The 18,985-nt window shown below is 47.5% G+C and carries 16 protein-coding genes; 9 read left to right on the forward strand and 7 right to left on the reverse strand.

The annotated features are described in order from the left end of the window. Positions 1-57: 57 nt before the first annotated feature. From QT992_RS07220 to QT992_RS07255, 8 genes are all read left to right on the forward strand, one after another. On the forward strand, positions 58-3,312 hold the full coding sequence (locus tag QT992_RS07220) for an ATP-binding protein (RefSeq protein WP_333340701.1): 3,255 nt from the start codon (positions 58-60) through the stop codon (positions 3,310-3,312). Between the two features lie 357 nt (positions 3,313-3,669). Beyond that, positions 3,670-4,551 carry a tetratricopeptide repeat protein gene (locus QT992_RS07225; protein WP_445305376.1) on the forward strand — a complete coding sequence of 294 codons (882 nt, stop codon included), beginning with the start codon at positions 3,670-3,672 and terminating at the stop codon, positions 4,549-4,551. Positions 4,552-4,786: 235 nt separating this feature from the next. Continuing rightward, a complete protein-coding gene (locus QT992_RS07230; RefSeq protein WP_333340696.1) occupies positions 4,787-5,980 on the forward strand; it encodes a glutathione S-transferase family protein in 1,194 nt (397 codons plus the stop codon). Between the two features lie 102 nt (positions 5,981-6,082). After that, positions 6,083-6,457, forward strand: coding sequence for a DUF433 domain-containing protein (locus QT992_RS07235; RefSeq protein WP_333340693.1), 375 nt, complete (start codon positions 6,083-6,085; stop codon positions 6,455-6,457). Beyond that, positions 6,454-6,666, forward strand: a complete 213-nt coding sequence (locus tag QT992_RS07240) for a hypothetical protein (protein ID WP_333340690.1) — start codon at positions 6,454-6,456, stop codon at positions 6,664-6,666. The genes QT992_RS07235 and QT992_RS07240 overlap by 4 nt, the downstream gene beginning before the upstream one ends. Positions 6,667-6,703: 37 nt before the next feature. After that, the gene (locus QT992_RS07245) at positions 6,704-6,850 is read left to right on the forward strand and encodes a hypothetical protein (RefSeq protein ID WP_333340687.1); all 147 of its coding nucleotides are present in this window, start codon (positions 6,704-6,706) and stop codon (positions 6,848-6,850) included. Between the two features lie 55 nt (positions 6,851-6,905). Next, complete coding sequence (locus QT992_RS07250) at positions 6,906-7,136, forward strand: ribbon-helix-helix domain-containing protein (RefSeq protein ID WP_190744512.1); 231 nt, start codon at positions 6,906-6,908, stop codon at positions 7,134-7,136. Continuing rightward, entirely contained in the window at positions 7,091-7,453 is a 363-nt protein-coding gene (locus QT992_RS07255) for a type II toxin-antitoxin system PemK/MazF family toxin (RefSeq protein ID WP_333340684.1), read from the forward strand. The genes QT992_RS07250 and QT992_RS07255 overlap by 46 nt, the downstream gene beginning before the upstream one ends. A 189-nt stretch (positions 7,454-7,642) precedes the next feature. Here QT992_RS07255 and QT992_RS07260 read toward each other — a convergent pair whose 3' ends face one another. From QT992_RS07260 to QT992_RS07285, 6 genes are all read right to left on the reverse strand, one after another. Continuing rightward, positions 7,643-8,074: a hypothetical protein gene (locus QT992_RS07260; RefSeq protein ID WP_333320457.1), complete on the reverse strand. Its 432-nt coding sequence runs from the start codon at positions 8,072-8,074 to the stop codon at positions 7,643-7,645. Between the two features lie 588 nt (positions 8,075-8,662). After that, positions 8,663-11,071: an EF-hand domain-containing protein gene (locus tag QT992_RS07265; RefSeq protein ID WP_333340681.1), complete on the reverse strand. Its 2,409-nt coding sequence runs from the start codon at positions 11,069-11,071 to the stop codon at positions 8,663-8,665. 153 nt (positions 11,072-11,224) lie between these two features. Continuing rightward, positions 11,225-11,506, reverse strand: coding sequence for a hypothetical protein (locus QT992_RS07270; protein ID WP_333340679.1), 282 nt, complete (start codon positions 11,504-11,506; stop codon positions 11,225-11,227). 173 nt (positions 11,507-11,679) lie between these two features. Further along, a complete protein-coding gene (locus QT992_RS07275; protein WP_333343026.1) occupies positions 11,680-11,994 on the reverse strand; it encodes a hypothetical protein in 315 nt (104 codons plus the stop codon). A gap of 386 nt (positions 11,995-12,380) precedes the next feature. Next, entirely contained in the window at positions 12,381-14,798 is a 2,418-nt protein-coding gene (locus tag QT992_RS07280) for an EF-hand domain-containing protein (protein WP_333343025.1), read from the reverse strand. A 788-nt stretch (positions 14,799-15,586) separates the two neighbouring features. Further along, a complete protein-coding gene (locus QT992_RS07285; protein ID WP_333342340.1) occupies positions 15,587-16,831 on the reverse strand; it encodes an HhoA/HhoB/HtrA family serine endopeptidase in 1,245 nt (414 codons plus the stop codon). A 283-nt stretch (positions 16,832-17,114) separates the two neighbouring features. On the opposite strand from QT992_RS07285, the gene QT992_RS07290 reads away from it, so the two are divergent. Continuing rightward, the gene (locus QT992_RS07290; RefSeq protein WP_333145411.1) at positions 17,115-17,468 is read left to right on the forward strand and encodes a metal-sensitive transcriptional regulator; all 354 of its coding nucleotides are present in this window, start codon (positions 17,115-17,117) and stop codon (positions 17,466-17,468) included. A gap of 296 nt (positions 17,469-17,764) precedes the next feature. Here the strand turns inward: QT992_RS07290 and QT992_RS07295 are convergent, their stop codons facing one another. Next, on the reverse strand, positions 17,765-18,202 hold the full coding sequence (locus QT992_RS07295) for a helix-turn-helix domain-containing protein (protein ID WP_333068711.1): 438 nt from the start codon (positions 18,200-18,202) through the stop codon (positions 17,765-17,767). Positions 18,203-18,985 lie beyond the last annotated feature (783 nt).

Consider the following 18,985-nt stretch of genomic DNA (forward strand, 5'->3'; position numbering starts at 1 on the left):
AGCTACATTGAGCATCAAAAATATTACTGCTCTCGCGAGCAGACTCTCAGGTTTGTTATGCCAGTCACCACCCCCAGTATCAAAAATTTTATCGAGCCAGTGCCGGTGTGCCTCCAAACGGCTGCGCTAGAATCGCTGCAGTCAATTTTCAGCTCCTGCAACTGCGATCGAGTCGCAGTAGTCAACGAACAGTTACAGCCGCTGGGATTAGTGTACCTCCGCAGCCTTTGGGCCCGCGCGGCCGATCGCACAAACGACGGGCAGCAACCTTTGTCAGAAAGCTCGATCGCGATCGAAGCAGTCAGGGCATTACCCGCCGCTATGAGCGTCAGCGAATTCTGGCAGTACCTGCAAACAGAGGAACAGAACACCCCAGCCCGGCCAAACCGTCAAACCGCAGGCATTTCATCAAACAACCCGATCGCCCTCACAGATGCCAGCGGTCAATTTTTAGGAATGCTAGACAGCCTGAGCCTGCTGCAATTCGCCGCACTTAACAGCAGCTCTCTCAGCAGCCTCCCAGAGCAGGCAACAGCCGTCAAAGAAATCGAATTAAGGCCGGTTTCCGAAGCCATCGCCACGGCCCTAGGCGCTCAAGTGCGCTTTCTAGAAGCAGGATTGAAACCTTCGGAAAACCTGAACTCCCTAGTGGAACTGTTGGAAAAACTGCCCCTGCCCCTGAGATTGCAAACCCCTACCGCACAAATAGTCAGCCAAAACGCAGCGTGGCGGATTTTGCTGGGAGCAGGCCCAGAACCAGTTCCAGAACCAGCAGCAAATTTGGGTAAACACTCGCCCCGCAAACCAAGCCCTTTAACAAGCGAATACAATAGCGTGCAGTTAGAGGCCATCACCAAAGAGTCCAGGAGCCTAGTAGGAGCAAGTCGATCGGACGATTCCCTGCGGGATAGCTTCGCCGCGCGTGATTCAACCGCAGCCACCAGTTGCCCGCTGCCCCTGTACGGTGCCGCCTCCCCCTCAACCTTAACCGCTCCAGCTTGGTGTCCTATGGCCGGCAAACCAGACACCTACATTTGCGAGTGCCCCGTACAAAAAGGTCAAGAACGGATCTGGCAATTTGTCAAACAGCCGCTCTCAGACAAGCTAATTTTAGTAATGGGACAAGATGTCACCGAAGAACATTTAGTCGCCAAAGAACTAGCAGCGAAAAACGCAGATTTAATCCACCTCAACCGACTAAAAGACGAATTTTTATCCTGCATCAGCCACGAACTAAAAACCCCGCTCACCGCCGTCCTAGGTTTGTCCAGCCTCCTCAAAGATAAATTGATCGGAGAACTCAACGATCGCCAAACACGCTACGCCAAACTAATCCATAAAAGCGGGCGGCATTTGATGACAATAGTTAACGACATTTTAGACTTGACCCGGATGGAAACCGGGCAGCTAGAACTAATTCCCGAACCGGTCGAAATAGCATCAACCTGCCAAAGAGCCTTTGAACAAGCAAAACAACTGCAACAGCAAGAAGAAAAAAACCCTCCCGTTCCGAGTACAACTGACGGTACAGCAAACGCAGAACCATCCGCCCAAATAGAATTTACACTCGAAATAGAACCGGGACTGAGCCACTTAATTGCCGACGAACTGCGACTGCGGCAAATGCTAGTTAACCTCCTTTCCAACGCCCTAAAATTCACCGAACTCGGCGGCAAAATCGGATTGAAAGTAAATGTTTGGGAAGGCTGGATCGCATTCACAGTTTGGGACACTGGCATCGGCATCCCCGCCGACAAACAGCACCTAATCTTTCAGAAATTCCAACAGCTAGAAAGCCCCCTCACCAGGCGCTTTCAAGGAACCGGACTGGGACTGGTACTAACTCAACGCCTAGCTCGGCTCCACGGCGGAGACGTTTCGTTTATTTCCTCCGAAAACCAAGGCTCTCAATTTACCCTGCTGCTGCCACCAAATCCTCCGGGAAATAGGAGTGAAGAAGTGCCGGCATCGGGATCTGCCGAGGAAGAATTATTAAAACCCCAATATCAGATTCCGATCGCCAATTCTCGCTCTCGTTTAGTATTAATAGTCGAAGCAGTTCCCAAATATATCGAAGATTTAACCAACGTCATCTCAGGTTTGGGCTACCAAGTAATAGTCGCCCGTTCCGGCACCGAAGCGCTGGAAAAAGCTCGCAGGTTCAGTCCCGAAGCGATTTTCCTCAACCCGCTGCTGCCACTGCTGTCGGGTTGGGACGTGCTGACGCTGCTCAAAAGTGACCCGGATACCCGATCGATTCCGGCGATCGTCACGGCCACCAGAGGCGAAAAAGAACGGGCCAGTGTCAACAGGGCCGAAGGCTTTTTGAGCTTGCCGGTGGAAGAACCCGCTTTGCGGCGGCTGCTGGCAGACTTGATCGGCCGTAATTCTAGTACGGGCAAAGTGAAGAGTTCTTTAACCGTGTTGTGGCTCAGCCCGCAAAACAGTTCGTCTCAAGGTTCCGCTTTACTGCTCAACCCCAACTACTGCCGGGTTTTAGAAGCAGACGACCTCGGCCAAGCAGAACTCGTGGCCAGAATTTGGCGGCCCGACGCGATCGTCTTAGACGGTACAAGTCAACTGCAAAACCCATTAGCTTTTATCGAACAGTTAAGTCGGTCTCGAAATTTGGGTTCTCTCCCCTTGGTGACTTTAGAACCCACTACTACGCAACTGGCAAATCAAGTCAAAGGATTGTCGGTATTTCCCTGTTTGGCTACCCGCAGTCCCGACGACAGTGAAACTTCAGGTACCGGGTTGGTGGCCAGTGCATTGTGGCAAGTGATTCAAGTTGCTGCTGGCATGAGTTGGAAGCCCAGCATTTTATTTGCCGACATTTCGACTTTACCCGATTTGCACTCCTCTTCTGGGGGGAACCCGACGGAAGAATTGGAACATTGCGATCGATCGACAAATGCCGAGATTCCCCTCCCCAATTCCCAGTTTTCTACTCCCAACTTTCAAGCTTTGATCCAGTACATCCACACCGCAGGATTTCGAGGGTCGATCGCTCCCTGTTGGACAGAAGTTTTGCAGCAGTTGCAATATCAAAGCGTTGACTTAGTTTTGCTGTGTTTGCGAGATGCCCCATCAGAATCAACCGCTATGCTGCAGGCGCTGTCGAACCTGCGCCAAATGGCAGTAAAACTGCCAATTTTAGTCTGGGATTATCGGTCTGCTGTAAATTCGGAATCAGAGGCGATCGACTTTCTACTGCAAGAAGTATCTGCCAAAATTTTGCCTTCTTCCTTATCGGCAGCACAATTGTTAGACAAAATTCAACAGGCTTTATTAACTCACTCAAGTTATTGAAAATGAAGAATTTACCAGGTTTGTAGTGCGGAATTAACTCGTTTATAAATCAGTAAAAATAAACTATTATTATGAGCTAAAACATAATTTTGTAGAGCTTTAACTGACAACCGCGAAGCCTTATTTATTAACTGATTCAAGTTGCTAATAACTCAGAAGTTTGCCTAGTGGTAGTGAGGTAATCAGTCGTGTCTAAAACAGTGAATAAAAACGACAAGCCTGAATGTAAACATAATTTGAGAAGTATTTAAATGAAAACCCAGAAGTGTTCCGAGTCAAGAAGCAATATCAAAACTTAAAAATATGAGTTATTATAGGCGATCGAGAAACCCTTATATTTTTTTCTGGGGCTGTACAGTGCCTAATCGCATTCCTTTAATATCTCTGCTACTCGCACTCGGTTTGGGGGCAATGCCCGAGCCTGCTGTTGCACAGGCACTCCTGCCTTACACCCTGCAAATCGACTCGGCCCAACTCGAACAAACGGCCTTGAGCCTTGCAGAAGAAGCCGTCCAGCTAGCCAGACTCCAGCAGTACCAACTAGCGGTACCCAGAGCCGAACTCGCCACACAGTTAGCCCCCAAAAATGCTCAAACTTGGACTTTGTTAGGTAGCTTGTACCTTCAAGTCGAGCAGTTTGACAAAGGCATTGAAGCTTTGGGGCAAGCTCAATCTCTGTCGCCAGAAAATCCATCAATTAAATTTGTCTTGGGAGAAGCTCACTTTCGGAAAGCAAACTATGAGAAAGCAGCCGAATACTTGCAAGCAGGATTGAAACTAAAACCAGACACTCCAGGCGCATTATTTGATTTAGGGAATGCTTTTTATAAGCTAAAGCGGTTCGATCAGGCGATCGCCCAATACGAAAAAGCCTTTGCTTTAGAAAAAAACCTGTGGCCTGCTGTCAACAATATCGGATTAGTCAAATACGAAATGGGAGATGTTGATAGCGCCATCAAACGCTGGCAAGAAGCGATCGCGATCGACGACAAAGCAGCCGAAGCAATGCTAGCTCTAGCAGTAGCATTCTACACCAAAGGTGACAAAGAAAAAGGCTTAGCGATGGGAGAAGCAGCTCTGAAACTAGATCAACGCTATGCTACCGTAGAATATCTCAAAGAAAACCTCTGGGGCGATCGTTTAATCGCAGATACGCAAAAGTTGCTAGCCACTCCTGAAATGAAAGCAGCACTGGCTAAAATTCAAGACGCCCCACCCCCTCCCCAACTCTCGCCTTAATTGTAGTTAAGTTTGTAGTGAGGACTTGAGTCCTCAAAGTCTTGTTCACCTGAGAACCAACTATCTTATTCAGCACTAAGACCAAAAAATAGTTGAATGCGCTATCGGTAGGGGTAAGGTGCGCGCACAGCGCACCCTACAGATAGAGTTGGTGCGTAAGTTCTATTATTGCCACGAAGCAGTCGCTGTCTTCAATTCTCCAATCTAAAATCTAAAATCTAAAATCTAAAATCCCATGACCCCCCTAAGCTGGACAGAATTAGAAGCCCTCACAGACTTTGAAGTCGATCGCACAAACGGCCCCACCAACGCCCAAGCCCGCTTGCGCCTCTTCGGTAAAACCGAATCCGATGTGCGAGTCATCCTGTACCGCGATAACCATGCTTGGTGTCCCTACTGCCAAAAAATCTGGCTGTGGCTGGAAGAAAAACAAATCCCCTACCGTATTGACAAAGTTACAATGTTCTGCTATGGGGAAAAGGAAAGCTGGTACAAGCGCAAAGTGCCATCGGGAATGCTACCGGCGATCGAACTAGACGGCCGCATCATCACCGAAAGCGATGACATCTTAATCGCGCTGGAACGAGTCTATGGCCCCTTGGGTTTGGGCATGGAAAACCCCGCAGTAATACCCCTGCGGCGATTAGAGCGACTGCTGTTTAGAGCCTGGTGCTCTTGGCTGTGCTACCCAGCAAGTTCAGCCAAAGTAGAACAACACAACCGCGACCAATTTATCAGCGTCGTCGCCCAAGTAGAAAAAGCTCTGGCTAGCACTCCGGGGCCTTATTTCCTCGATGAATTTGGCACTGCGGATGTGATATTTACGCCCTACGTGGAACGGATGAATGCCAGTCTTTACTACTACAAAGGCTACTCGATGCGGGAAGAAAACCCGCGCTTTGCTGACTGGTTTGCGGCGATGGAAAGCCGCCCTACCTATCGCGGCACTCAGAGCGATTTTCACACCCACGTCCACGATTTACCGCCTCAGATGGGCGGGTGTTATGAAAACGGCGAACCTCAGATGCTACTCAATAAAGCCCGCGTGGATAATGGGCCTTGGGCTGGACTCCCGGATGTGATGTATCCAGAACCGGAAACCTCCCGCGCTGAAGCACTTCACCGCGTCATCAAGCACTGGCGCAACATCGTTCGAGTCAATCCTGCTGATGACAATTTATTTGATGAGGCTTTGCGTTGTGCTTTAACTTTGATGATGACTGGCGAAGTTTGTACGCCACCGGCTGGTTCTGATGCGGCTTTGCGGTATTTGCGCGATCGGGTAAATGTGCCCCGCGATATGTCGATTTACGCCGCCAAGCGATTGAGGGAAGCGTTGGAGGAAACGGCGGCTTTGGTGGGTGATGGCCAAGGTTCTCCGATTCTGCTGAAGCATCGGCGAGATCAAGATCCGGCTAATTTTGTGTAGGGGCGAGTCTGATAGATTTGCTCAAAGGTTTCTACAAACACGACATTACCAATTTGTAAGGTACGATCGGGTTATTCCTAAGCAGTTTCAGAGACTCTGGATATGGTTTCAGTATTTAACAACCAACCAACAATTATTCGTACAGAGCGCGGACTGACAATTTCAGGTACGCGCATCACTCTCTATGATGTCATGGACTACTTGACGGCTCAATATCCCCCGAAGTTTATCCGTTCCTTGTTTGATTTAACAGAGGCTCAGATGGACGTTACTTTATCTTACATTGAGGCAAATCGTGCAGCAGTCGAAGCAGAATATCAAGTTGTTTTAAGGCAAGCTAAGGAAATTAGGGAGTATTGGGAAGAACGCAATCGCGAACATTCAGCCCGCGTTGCAGCGATGCCACCCAAACCAGGTCGAGAGGCTCTTTGGGCCAAACTTCAAGAGCAGAAAGCCAGACACGAAGTAGAAGCATGAATTTTCTTATAGATCACAATCTCGGAGGTCATGCAGAGATTTTATTGGGCAATATTGCGAGTCAAGGTTGGTTAAATCTACTCCCAATTCGTTTGGTGACTTTCAAGCAGATGAATTTGTCGATCGACAGTAACGATCGAGTTGTTTGGCGACTTGAGAGCGGCAAATCAGATGATTTTGCTTACTGCAAACCGCAGCATGAGGGGTGAAGACTCCCTGGAACAGGTGATCCGAGAATAAAATACAGTGGATTCCCTACCTGTCATTACGATTGGAGATGCCGATCGATTTTTAGCCGATCGAGTCTATCGAAATCGTTGTGTCGATCGTATTCTGGAAATCTTGCTGGATATCGAAACCTGGATGGGCGTTGGTCGTCTTTTTGTTCCGTAAGGTGAGTAAATAGAATTGTGCTACCATTGGTAGTATTAAAAGTGGCATAAATAATATGAAAGTATCTATCTCTTTGCCAGATGAGCTAGTGCGTTACATTGACGAGCGTGTAGAAAATCGCAGTCGGCTAGTTGAGCTTTTATTGCAAGCATGGCGCAAACAACAAGAACAGCAGGCAATGGTAGAAGCCTGTTTATTGCTGGATGAACTGAGCGATCAATTAACCGATGAGGATGAAGCATGGCAGCAAGCAGCGATTACCGACTGGGAAGCATCTGGCTCGTGAATTTCGATCCCTCAGTCGGTACAGAAATCCGCAAGACTCGACCGGCGGTAATTATTTCAGGAACTGCTTTTAATCAACGCAGTAAAGTCACAGTTCTGCCCATCACTTCTGCTGTTCCAAACGAGCATTTACGGCCCATTGTTTTGCCAGTAATTCCTTCGACTCTCAATGGTCTGAGTACCGAGAGTTTTATCGTGTGCGTCGATCCGATGACCTTTGATAAACGCAGACTTGTGCGCTGTCTTGGGCAATTGGAGTTGCACCAAATACCAGAAATTAAACAGATTTTGGCTCGATATTTAGAAATTGAAGAGTAGGGGAATGCAAAAGCTGGGGGGTGACAAATATAGCATCGAGTGACGCAGGATTTTTAGAGGGTTAAAAAAATCCTACATTGCGGCCTTTGGTCTCAGTGTAAGCGGGATAGAAAACGGGAATTTTGAGTTTTTATTCGGTGAACATTGTGGCGACCATGAGTATATTTGTCCTCATATTTGCGGTTTAAACTATAAAAATGTGACTCGATTGTTGGCATCAATGTGTATATATTTTAACTTTTGGAGTTGAGATATTATTTTTTCTTGTTCTGACTCAGAAATTCCGCCTTGAAATTGAAACATGGCGGCGATTGAATTCTTAAGTGAGCTTATTTTGGTGGGCTTTAATTTTATGAGCCTTTCAAAAACATATTCAACTACTTCCGAACTATTTAGAGGTGTCGAGAAGTCTTTCCGGTTCTCTTCAATTGGGTGTTGGGCGTTTTGAGTTTCCTCTTCTTTTCTGGCTAGCTGTATCAGCAGTTGCGCCAAACGCAACTTGTCCCTGTATCCAAGCTGCTGGCATAAGCCAGCTATCTCATCATAAGTCATCACAGCTTTCATTTGAAAATTCTGATCGCGGGATAACTGCCGCTGTTTAGCCAATTCAGGATTTGACATAAAACAACCTTGAATTCATTTTTCCATCTTACCACTCCCCCAAAGATTCGACTAAACCCTCCAAATCCTCTGCATCATCGCAGCAAATTCGATAAACTCGATCGCCCCGCCGCCGACATCTACCTGCAACTCGTCAACAAACACCAGTGTGCCAAATCCACAGAGGGCATCGCCCCGCACCCTCGCGGAACTCCAAATCTACTCGCAACTCCTCGCAACTCCTAGAGTGGGAAAAATACCCCATCCTCATTTTCTACGAAAACGCGATCGCCCCTACCCAAGGTTTTAGCCAAACTTTTCTGGATGCCCTCACACGCTTTAAAGCTTGCCGCAATCTCTGCATATACGCATAAGTTTTAATCTTCACCATCCACCGATTATTAGCATTGCCACCTCCCTAGCAACATCCAAGACGGTAAGGACGTTCTAGAGCGCTCACACAATTGCCTGGAATTGTATTTTTACATCGACTTCTTCCTTGTTCCTTCTGCTATAAATCTACTCAGAGTGTTAATCACCTAATTTGTCTAATTTTTTATAATCTGTAAAAAGTTAAGCTTAAAAACTTAACTTTTTACAGACTTATATCTAAGCCACTTCTACGAAAACACCGCTGCGAGCAAACTCCTCTTCTTCAGGACTAAAGACAGGAGCTTGATCCACAAGGTCAGGGTCAAAGTAATATGTGTCTTGTAGGAATTGTCCGGTGACGATCGCCTCCTCCAACTCCTTGATATAATCTTGGGCAACTAAGCAAGCCTCCTTGATGCCTTCCTCATCCCTCTTATCCAACAGCTTTTGCAAAGTTGCTCTCACCCCTGTCAGTCGTGCCGCGGGCTTGAGCATACCGTAGAGGCGGTACATCCGATCGGTGGCAATGCTAATGTGTTTGAGGGCCTTGGCTCGTGCTAGCTCAGAGTCAATGCTGGGCCAATAACGAGTGGTGTAGAATGCTTTCTCATCCTTGTGATACCACTCCTCCGATCGCGCAATTGACGAAGAGACAGTATTGTGCAGCTTCCAGAAGAATAAGCGCAGGGAAGCGCCATCCACCACGGTCGATAACTTGGCCTCCATTGATACCTCAAAGTTATTCAGACGCGGGTCGCGCCCAAGTACAAGGTACTCTACAGGGTACATTTCCACCTCTTTATTCTGCACGACGTAGGCGTTGAGGTGGTGGCGGCAGTAGGGGCAGGGATACATAGTGGCAAACAGCTTGAAGAAGTCCTTGAAGATTGCCACCAGAGTTTTTTGCTGTTGGGGGGTCTTGGTAGAGACGATTTCAGCCGTAGTGTGGAAGAAACGCCACACCGCAGGGCCAATATAATACGGGAAGCTGACGCGCATTTGTGAATTCTTTATTTCACTGCGATCGATATACACGTCGATGAACGATACATATTGCGAGAGTTCGCCAGACTCGCGCCCAAACTCCAAGCGTTCGCGCCGTTTCTGTACCCCATTCAGGTAGTTGTGCGTCAAGCGCCATGCCTGTTGAAGCATCAACTTCTGTTTTGGAGCGCATTTGGGAAAGTTTTCTACAACATCCGCCCCATAACGCCCAAATTCCCCTGACGTTTTAGTTGCTTCGTACCACTGGTTTAAAGCCGCTTCGTCAGGCATCGTGTTCAAGGGGATGTCTGCTGCTGTGCTGACGCTGAAGGCTGCTAGCAGCTTCGGCATAAAGTCCTCATACCAATATGCTACTGGCATCATCGCACCATCGATTTCCTCTGAGGCATCCGAGAGGATGACGCGGTTCCACTTCTTCAGGTACTCTTTTGGATCTCCTTCAGATTTGGCTGGTGGCGGTGCCATTTCCTCACTCAGTTCCATTTTTCGCAGTCGGTTGAGTTCGTTGATGGCAAGCACACCCTCGGCGATGTCACGCAAGTTGAGACTTTTCTTCTTGATGGTGATGGCAAACTCGACTCCCGCGGCAAACTTTTCCTTGGCAGTTGCAGATTTACCTCGCGCCTCCAACATGGCTTTTTGTTCGGCCAACATTTCTGGAGTTTTTTCTATAGTCTTCCAGTTTTTGATGCGATCTTGCAGTCTGGCATATTCATCTTCGAGCGATTTAACTACTGCATCTAGTAGAGGGTTGCACGCCGACTCTACTACACCCAATCCTTTATAAAGCCCGATCGCACATCTGACAAATTGCACAAAATCAACGATTCTGTAGGGCAAGTTTCTCACGCGCAGGTGAGTCTCGTGGTTTGCGGAAAAACTCTCGCGGAAACTGCGGTAGGCTGCTCCCTGGATCAGACGAAACAAACCAATCTGCATCTGCAAGCGGGAGGTACCGCGCTTCTTATCAGCTTGTGGGTGTTGGGCGAGTAGTTCTTTTAGCCGCGCTATTTCTGGATTGCTGTCGGTAGGTGCTTCTTGTAGATTAGGTTCAATAGTCGCAGAAGCTGCCTCATTGATAGCAGTTGCTGTAGTTGCGATCGCAGCGGCTGTACTATCTGAAATCTCGGTTGTCTGTGTGCTGACAACCGGAACCGGCGAGTCTTGATATCCGGTTGTGAGCTCTGACTCATCGGGTACCAGTTTGCAGAATTCCTTAAAGTCAATTGAGGCATCGCCGTCATGGTCTACCTCTTTGATGATCTCATCGAGCTCTTGCTCTGTCAGCCCAAACTGGCTCATCACGCCGTGCAGCTCGTCTCTGGTGATTTGACCGCTACCGTTTTCATCAAATACACTAAATGCCATTTTGAGACGACTCTGGCGATCGCCCTGCTGGGACACCATCAGCATTTTGAATTCATCAAAATCGATACTGCCCGACAAGTCTACGTCCACTTCCTTGATCATGTCGCGCAACTCGGTTTCGTTAGGACTCTGGCCGAGCGATCGCATCACTTGACCCAGTTCTTCTGATGAGATAGCACCGCTCCCGTCCGCGTCAAATACTTTAAAAGCTTCCCATAACTTTGCCACATCTTCTTCAGTCATGGCTTTTTTTTGAAGATCCACAGATGTCATAACTAAATCCTCCCCGATTTTTTTATTGTCTGTCTATTGATTATGACCAATATACTTTAATTCCTGATGAGTTACGCAACGGTATTGTCAAATCCCAGGGGGTTGCCGATATCTCCCACTTTGGCTTGTGACAGTTGACCTATCAGTTTGATATTACTCCCAGTAATTTTCCCAATCATCCTTAAAAGCTTCCCGTAATCTCTGCATATACGCATCAGTCTTAATCTTCACCATCCACAGATTATTAGCATTGCGGCCTCCCTTGCACACAACACCTTCATCCACACCGTATTTCTCCTTGCGAACATCATCCATAAACTTGCCCGTCAGTTTGCCGCCATCGATCACTCGCGCAATATTTAATTTACCAAAATCCTGAATAAACCGATCGGGAACAACCATACCGCCCTCAGTTTCCACATCAAAAAGCACCAATTGTTTGCGATCGTCCTTTTTGTGCTTTCCCGCAAACGAGTTAGCACCAAAAAACTCTGTAAGGAATGAGAATTAAATAACTTCCACTCTTGAAAGTGGGATGGGCGTCCCGCCCGTCCTTTTTGGACGGGCGGGACGCCCATCCCACAATAACAATTAAAATTGTAAGTTATTTAATTCGCGTTCCTAAACACAGTAATTTCAGGGCAGTGATACTGTTCGTTCTCTCGAAATATAGACTCTAAGGGACTAGCAAAGTCTCTTTTAAATATTTCCGGTGCTTCTTCTAAACCTGGATGTGCAGCATTAAATGCTGCAATTCCCATCTCATCCAAATCAAATCTACTGCGGCGCGTACCAAAAGCATACCAACCAAGTTCAACTTCCCAAACCCAATGCAAATTAGTGCCATCGTACTTCTCAAAAGCTACACATTGTTCGTGAGGGCAATTTTTACTATCGGGAATTTTGGGATAGGCAAGAAGCATAAGTCGTGCGTTAGCGAAGCTTGCAGAAGACGATCGCTCCGCAACAAAAGAGACTATTCTCAGTTTATGCCATAACCGACGAAAGCGTTTGCCATAACACGATCGCGGTTTTTCCCGTACCGAACTCCTGGAGTATGGCTATCTATATATTTGAAGGCGTAAAAAGTTAACTGATATCTTGCACCATTGTCCAGAACGGCTCTCCGGCCCGTTCCACAAAGAATGAGTTTTCTCGTGGAACAGGCATCTTGCGGGCTCTCCGGCCCGTTCCACAAAGAATGAGTCTTCTTGTGGAACAGGCCGAAAAGCCTGTTCCTAAACAAGTAATAGAGAATGGTGCAAGATGTGAGTTAAGCTTAAAAACTTAACTTTTTACTGACTCATATTCAAATAGCCTCAACGAACACACCGCTGCGAGCAAACTCCTCTTCTTCAGGAGTGAATACAGGAGGTTCATCCACAAGGCCTGGGTCAAAGTAGTATGTCTCTTGTAGGAATTGTCCGGTGACGATCGCCTCGTCCAACTCCTGGATGTAATCTTGAGCAACTAAGCATACCTCCTTGATTCCTTCCTCATCCTTCTTATCCAACAGCTTATGCAATATTGCTCTCACCCCTGTCAGCCGTGCTGCGGGCTTGAGTATAGTGTAGAGGCGGTAGATCCGATCGGTGGCAATGCTGATTTGTTTGAGGGCTTTGGCTTGTGCTAGCTCAGAGTCAATGCTGGGCCAATAACGGGTAGTGTAGAATGCTTCCTCATCCTTTTGATACCACTCTTCCGATCGCGCAATTGATGAGGAGACAGTGTTGTGCAACTTCCAGAAGAATAAGCGCAGAGAAGGGCCATCTACTACGGTGGACAGCTTTGCCTCCATTGATACCTCAAAGCTATTCAGACGCGGGTCGCGCCCAAGCACGAGGTACTCCACAGGGTAAATTTCCACCTCCTTATTCTGCACGACGTAGGCGTTGAGGTGGTGGCGGCAGTAGGGGCAGGGATACATACTGGCAAACAGGTTGAAGAAGTGTTTGAAGATGGCCACCAGAGTTTTTTGCTGTTCGGGAGTCTTGGTAGAGACTATCTCAGCCGTAGTGTGCAAGAAACGCCACACCGCAGGGCCAATATAGTAAGGGAAGCTGACCCGCATTTGTGAATTCTTTACTTCAGTGCGATCGATATACACATCGATGAACGCCACATATTGCGAGAGTTCGCCAGACTCGCGCCCAGACTCTAAGCGTTCGCGCCGTTTCTGTATCCCATTGAGGTAGTGGTGCGTCAAGCGCCATGCCTGTTGAAGCATCAGCTTCTGTTTTGGAGCGCATTTGGGAAAGCCTTCTGCAACATCCGCCCCATAGCGCCCAAATTCCCCTGACGTTTTAGTCGCTTCGTACCACTGGTTTAAAGCTGCTTCATCAGGCACCGTGTTGAAGGGAATGTCTGCTTCGGTAATGACGCTGAAGGCAGCCAGCAACTTCGGCATAAAGTCTTCATACCAATATGCTAGTGGCATCATCGCACCATCTATTTCCTCTGATGCCTCCGAGAGGATGACGCGGTTCCACTTCTTCAGGTACTCTTTGGGATCTCCCTCGGATTTGGCTGGTGGCGCTGCCATGCTCTCACTCAGCTCCAGGTTTCGCAGTCGGTTGAGTTCGTTGATGGCAAGCACACCCTCGGCAATGTCACGCAAGTTGAGACTATCCTTTTTGATGGTCATTGCCAACTCGACTGCCGCCCCAAACTTCTCCTTGGCGGTGGCAGACTTATCCCGCGCCTGCAACATAGCTTGTTCTTCGGCCAACATTTCTGGAGTTTTTTCTATGGTTTTCCAGTTCTTGATCCGATCCTCTAGTCGGGCATATTCATCTTCCACCGATTTAACTACTGCATCCAGTAGAGGGTGGCACGCCGGCTCTACTACACCCAATCCTTTATAAAGCCCGATCGCACTCCTGACAAATCGCACAAAATCAGCAATTTTGTATGGCAAGTCTCTCACGCACAGGTGAGTCTCGTGGTTGGCACAGAAACTCTCGCGGAAGCTGCGGTAGGCTGCTCCCTGGATCAGACGAAACAAACCAATCTGCATCTCCAAGCGAGACGTACCGCGCTTCTTCTGGGCTTGCGGGTGTTGGGCTAGTAGTTCTTTTAGCCGCGCTATTTCTCGATTGCCATCGGTGGGTGGTTCTTGTATATCTTCTAGATTAGGTTCAATAGTGGCAGAAGCTGCCTCGTTGACAGCAGTTGCTATACTTTCGAGCGCAGCGGCTGTACTATCTGAAATCTCGGTGGTTTGTGTACTGACAACCGGAATCGGCAAGTCTCGATCTCCTGTTGCGATCTCTGACTCACCGGGTACCAGTGTGCAGAATTCCTCAAAGTCAATTAAGGCATTGCCGTCACGGTCTGCCTCTTCGATGATCTCATCGAGCTCTGGCTCTGTCAGCCCAAACTCGCTCATCACATCCTGCATCTCGTTTTTAGTGATTTGACCGCTACCATCCTCATCCAATACACTAAATGCCATTTTGAGACGACTCTGGCGATCGCCTTGCTGGGACACCATCAGCCTTTTGAATTCCTCAAAATCGATACTGCCAGAGTTGTCTAAGTCCACTTCCTCGATCGTGTCGCGCAGCTCGGTTTCGTTAGGACTCTGGCCTAGCGATCGCATCACTTGACCCAGTTCTTCTGATGAAATAGCACCGCTCCCGTCCGCGTCCAATACTTTGAACACTTCCCATAACTTTGCCTCCTCTTCTTCAGTCATGGCTTTTTTTTCAAGCTCTATAGAGGTCATACTAAATTCTCCCTAATTTTTTATTTTATGTCTATTAATTATGGCTAATATAAGTAGGCGATCGCCAAAAAACAATAATATTTTGTAAGCTTTTGTAGGGGCTGGCTTAGCCTAGAATATATACTAAGAGAGATGTGATGAGCGCAACACCCGCGCTACCCTGTAATGTTTATTTTAACGCACTTATTTTACTTCCTGATGAATTACACAACTGTTACCAATGATACTATAACTCTGCATAGTTGCCAGCGTTATCGCAATGATTGGGTCTTTTAGTGGGTAAATTAAATAGTTAGGAATGAGAATTAAATAACTTCCACAAGTCTGTGGGATGGGCGTCCCGCCCGTCCTTTTTGGACGGGCGGGACGCCCATCCCACAATAACAATTAAAATTGTAAGTTATTTAATTCGCGATCCTTAGAAAGCCATCCGTATTTAAGTCACTCAAGAGTTTTTATTGTTGACACTGGAAAGTTAACTGTGAGTCGATAAACTCAAAATTGCGCTGATATATCGAAGATACATATGATTGCCACTTGACTCAACTGGGTAATTCCGATGAAGCGCGGATTTGAGCTGAAGCGGTTCTCGTGCGATATCTAGACTGAAGGGCGATCGCCTTTTGCATCAGGATTTGAGTTAAAAGTAGACGCAATATTAGGTCATATTTGAGTTAATTTAAATCATTTATGATAGCAATCCTATTTCATTTGTGAATAAATTTTATGCCCAGCACGCGATCGAGTCGAGGAGGGGGTTTTAACGATTTCCCCCCTTCCCCTTCTAGTTAAAAATCTCTCAGTTGAGCAGTTTGAACGGGAACTTCTTTAATCTGGGCACCGCGGCGCACCTTCAGTTTTAGAATTTGACCGATTTGGCTGTTTTCCACCAAATTTTGCAACTGTTCGGGTTCAGTCACTCCCTCGCCGTCAATTTGAACGATGACATCCCCCTTGCGAATCCCTGCTTCCTCAGCAGGCGTATTTGGCACAACTCGCATCACTAACACCCCTTTCACTTCCGGCACAATTAAAGGAGCATTGGGGTCAGAATTATTCTCTCTGGCCATTTCAGGAGTCAAAGCAATCATCTGAATCCCTAAAAACGGATGGCTGACTTGTTCTCCCTTGGCTAACTGCGCGTAGATGGCCTTGGCTTTGTCGATCGGAATCGCAAACCCAATACCCATTGCATCAGCTCGAATCGCCGTGTTGATGCCAATCACTTCTCCTCTGCTGTTTAACAGCGGGCCGCCGGAATTGCCGGGATTGATGGCGGCGTCGGTTTGAATGAAATCGAGCCGCTTGTCGGGAATGCCGACGGCTGCACTGGATCGTTTGAGGGTGCTGATAATGCCCAAGGTGACGGTATTGTCAAATCCCAGGGGGTTCCCCACGGCGATCGCCCAATCTCCCACTTTTACCGCGTCGGAATCTCCCAAGGTGGCCGTCGGCAGGTTTAATTGCTTGGTATTAATTTTGACAACAGCCAAATCTGTTACTTCGTCAGTACCTTGCACTTCTCCTGGAAATGTTCTGCCGTCGTTTAAGGTGACTGTCACTCGATCGGCTTTGTCAACTACGTGAGCGTTGGTTAAAACAATCCCGCTTTTGTCAATGATGAAGCCGGAACCTTGACCGCGCAACCGTTCTTGTCTGGGGGTCAGGCTGCGTAAATCTTCTCCCAAAAATCTGCGGAAGAAGGGGTCTTCCATTAAGGGGTCGAGGTTGCGACTGACGGTGCGCTCGGTATCAATGCGGACAACGGCCGGCCCGACTCGATCGACTGCCGCCGTTACAAAACTGCCGGTATCCGCCGGGAGTTCCGGGCTCCGCAGCGCTAACAGTTGCGGATTCGCGGCGGTGGCTGGGGAACTCTGTAACTGTAAGTTGGGCGGATTTTGGCCGTCAGCGGCGACAGCGGGTGCAGCATTGATGACTGAAGCACTCAGGGCGATCGTCATTCCTAAAATTAGGGCGAACCAACGAGCACCGGTTCGAGGTGCGGGGCGAAAAAACTTAAATAGTCGCATAGCGTCAATCTTGGTTAGTCTGGGTTAGTCTGGTAAGGGTGTGCGATCGTGCGGACTCAATAATCTGCCACTATGAAGGTCCTAAATATATTTTTACAGTTACAATACATGAGTCACTAGCCCGCACCAACTCAACATATTCTGAATTCTAACTTTTAAATTTCCCTCGTAATACCAGTTTCAAAAAAAGAATGCAACTCTAGGCCCCTGGGCCCAACCATTACCAAATCACTCATTCCCAATCTAAAATCTAAAATCTAAAATCTAAAATGGTATAACCCCGATGATTCTATCTGATACTTCTACTGACAAATCCTTGCCCTCAAATTCCCACCACCATCACGATGCTGAATCAGCCCACCCTCACCATCACGATGAAGAATCGAGGCGGCGGCTGGTAAATCGCTTGTCTCGGATTGAGGGACACGTCCGCGGCATTAAAACAATGGTGCAAGAAAACCGTCCCTGTCCCGAAGTTCTCGTGCAAGTTGCTGCAGTTCGAGGCGCGCTCGATCGCGTAGCGAGAATCATTCTTGACGAACACTTAACTGAGTGCATTGCCAGAGCCGCTAAAGAAGGTAATATTGATACGGAAATCGAAGAGTTGAAAGCGGCTTTGGATCGGTTTTTGCCTTAGCCGCTGCCTATTTTCACATTTCTATCACCAAAGCTGCAAATTAGACAAAACTTGCAAGTTATGCTGTCTAACCAATTTTTTAAGCATTTTTCACAAACAGGGGAAAAGCATCAAATCTTCTCCCCTTCACCCCATTGCCACAACATACAATTTATATGCTCCGCAGTTTATGAGAGCGAGTTTTGTAAAAAAACAATTAGTCAGGTTTGTCGTGACGACGCAACTCCTCAAAATCTTCACAAGCTGACGGCAAACAATTAGATAATCGGTGCTTAATCCGACGTGGTATGAACTGTCTAGACTTTGGTCAGCTTGGCTTTTAGGTGGTATCTGACTGTTGCGTAAACCGCTTTATAGGAAGCTTCAATGCTGTATTCCTGCTGCAACCACTCTTGAATCTCTCCATAGCTTTTAAAGCCTTCCTGGGGGTCGCTGAGGCGCATTGCCAAACTAGCGCGGGCCAGAGGAGGGATGGCCGGCTTGCGGCCGCCGCTGTGCTTTGTTTCGAGGAGTCCTTCGAGTCCGTCAGATCGGTACTTTCTCAGCCACCGCTGCACTGTAATTCGATTTACCCCGATCGTCATTGCCAATTCTTTAACTGTCTTAACATGACAAATTTTGAACAGGTAAAGTGCTTGAATTTTTTGAAAGCCACTTGCCGTTTTTTGTTCAGTTAACAGGTTTTTTAGTTCTTCACTTGTCTCTGTGATGCTAAGTTTACATACTCCAGCCATATTAATTCCCTCACGATTCGCGTTCTACAATACCTTTGTTTGACAATGGAGCAAAAGCTGCTCCCATCCTAAATGCTGACCTTTTGTTTGCCCTGAAGCAATACAAAAGCGATCGTTCTCATTAAACTTTTTCCTTCCTGGAGGCACTCAGACCCTCAGAAACCGGGTTATTTTAACCTGGAGCAAGGTTGCAACGATTTTTTTTGGTAAAAAACCCGGTTTCTGGGTCAGTTTTGTATTTGATGGACAAGCGTCATTGCTAATACTGATAGCCGTTAACCGATCGACTCTAAGATTAGCGGCAATAGGTGACTCTTAAGGAATACCATTTATTCTCTTCTTGTTAAACATCTATCATGGTTTTCCTGGTATCTCTTGGTAATTTTTGCGAACGTATGGGCGATTTTTAGTCATTAGGTGCTAGCAAACAGGCGAATGTCTGTACACCAGCGATCGCATTTTTATACAGACATTCCCCTCGTCCCCGAAGTGCATTTCTGGCTTTCGCTGTGCGAGAAATATTGATACATCAACACTCTCATTACCCGGAGCGGCTAGCGCCGAGTGACGTTGCAACCGACTTTCACAGCAAGCGGGCAAGTATCCGTGAAACTACTGGCTTTATCGCCAATTGAGTAAAACACGACGAGGGTGGTATTGTCAATTTCTCAGCATTACAGTATAAGTATCGGCTATTTTTGCCCGCCTGCTGTGATCGAAAGCGGAGTTCCTATGTGATCCTACTAGCATTTTTTTGTGATCCTGGTCACATTGCTACTCAGT

It is taken from the genome of Microcoleus sp. T3_D1 (genome assembly GCF_036700405.1).
Taxonomy (GTDB): Bacteria; Cyanobacteriota; Cyanobacteriia; order Cyanobacteriales; family Microcoleaceae; genus Microcoleus.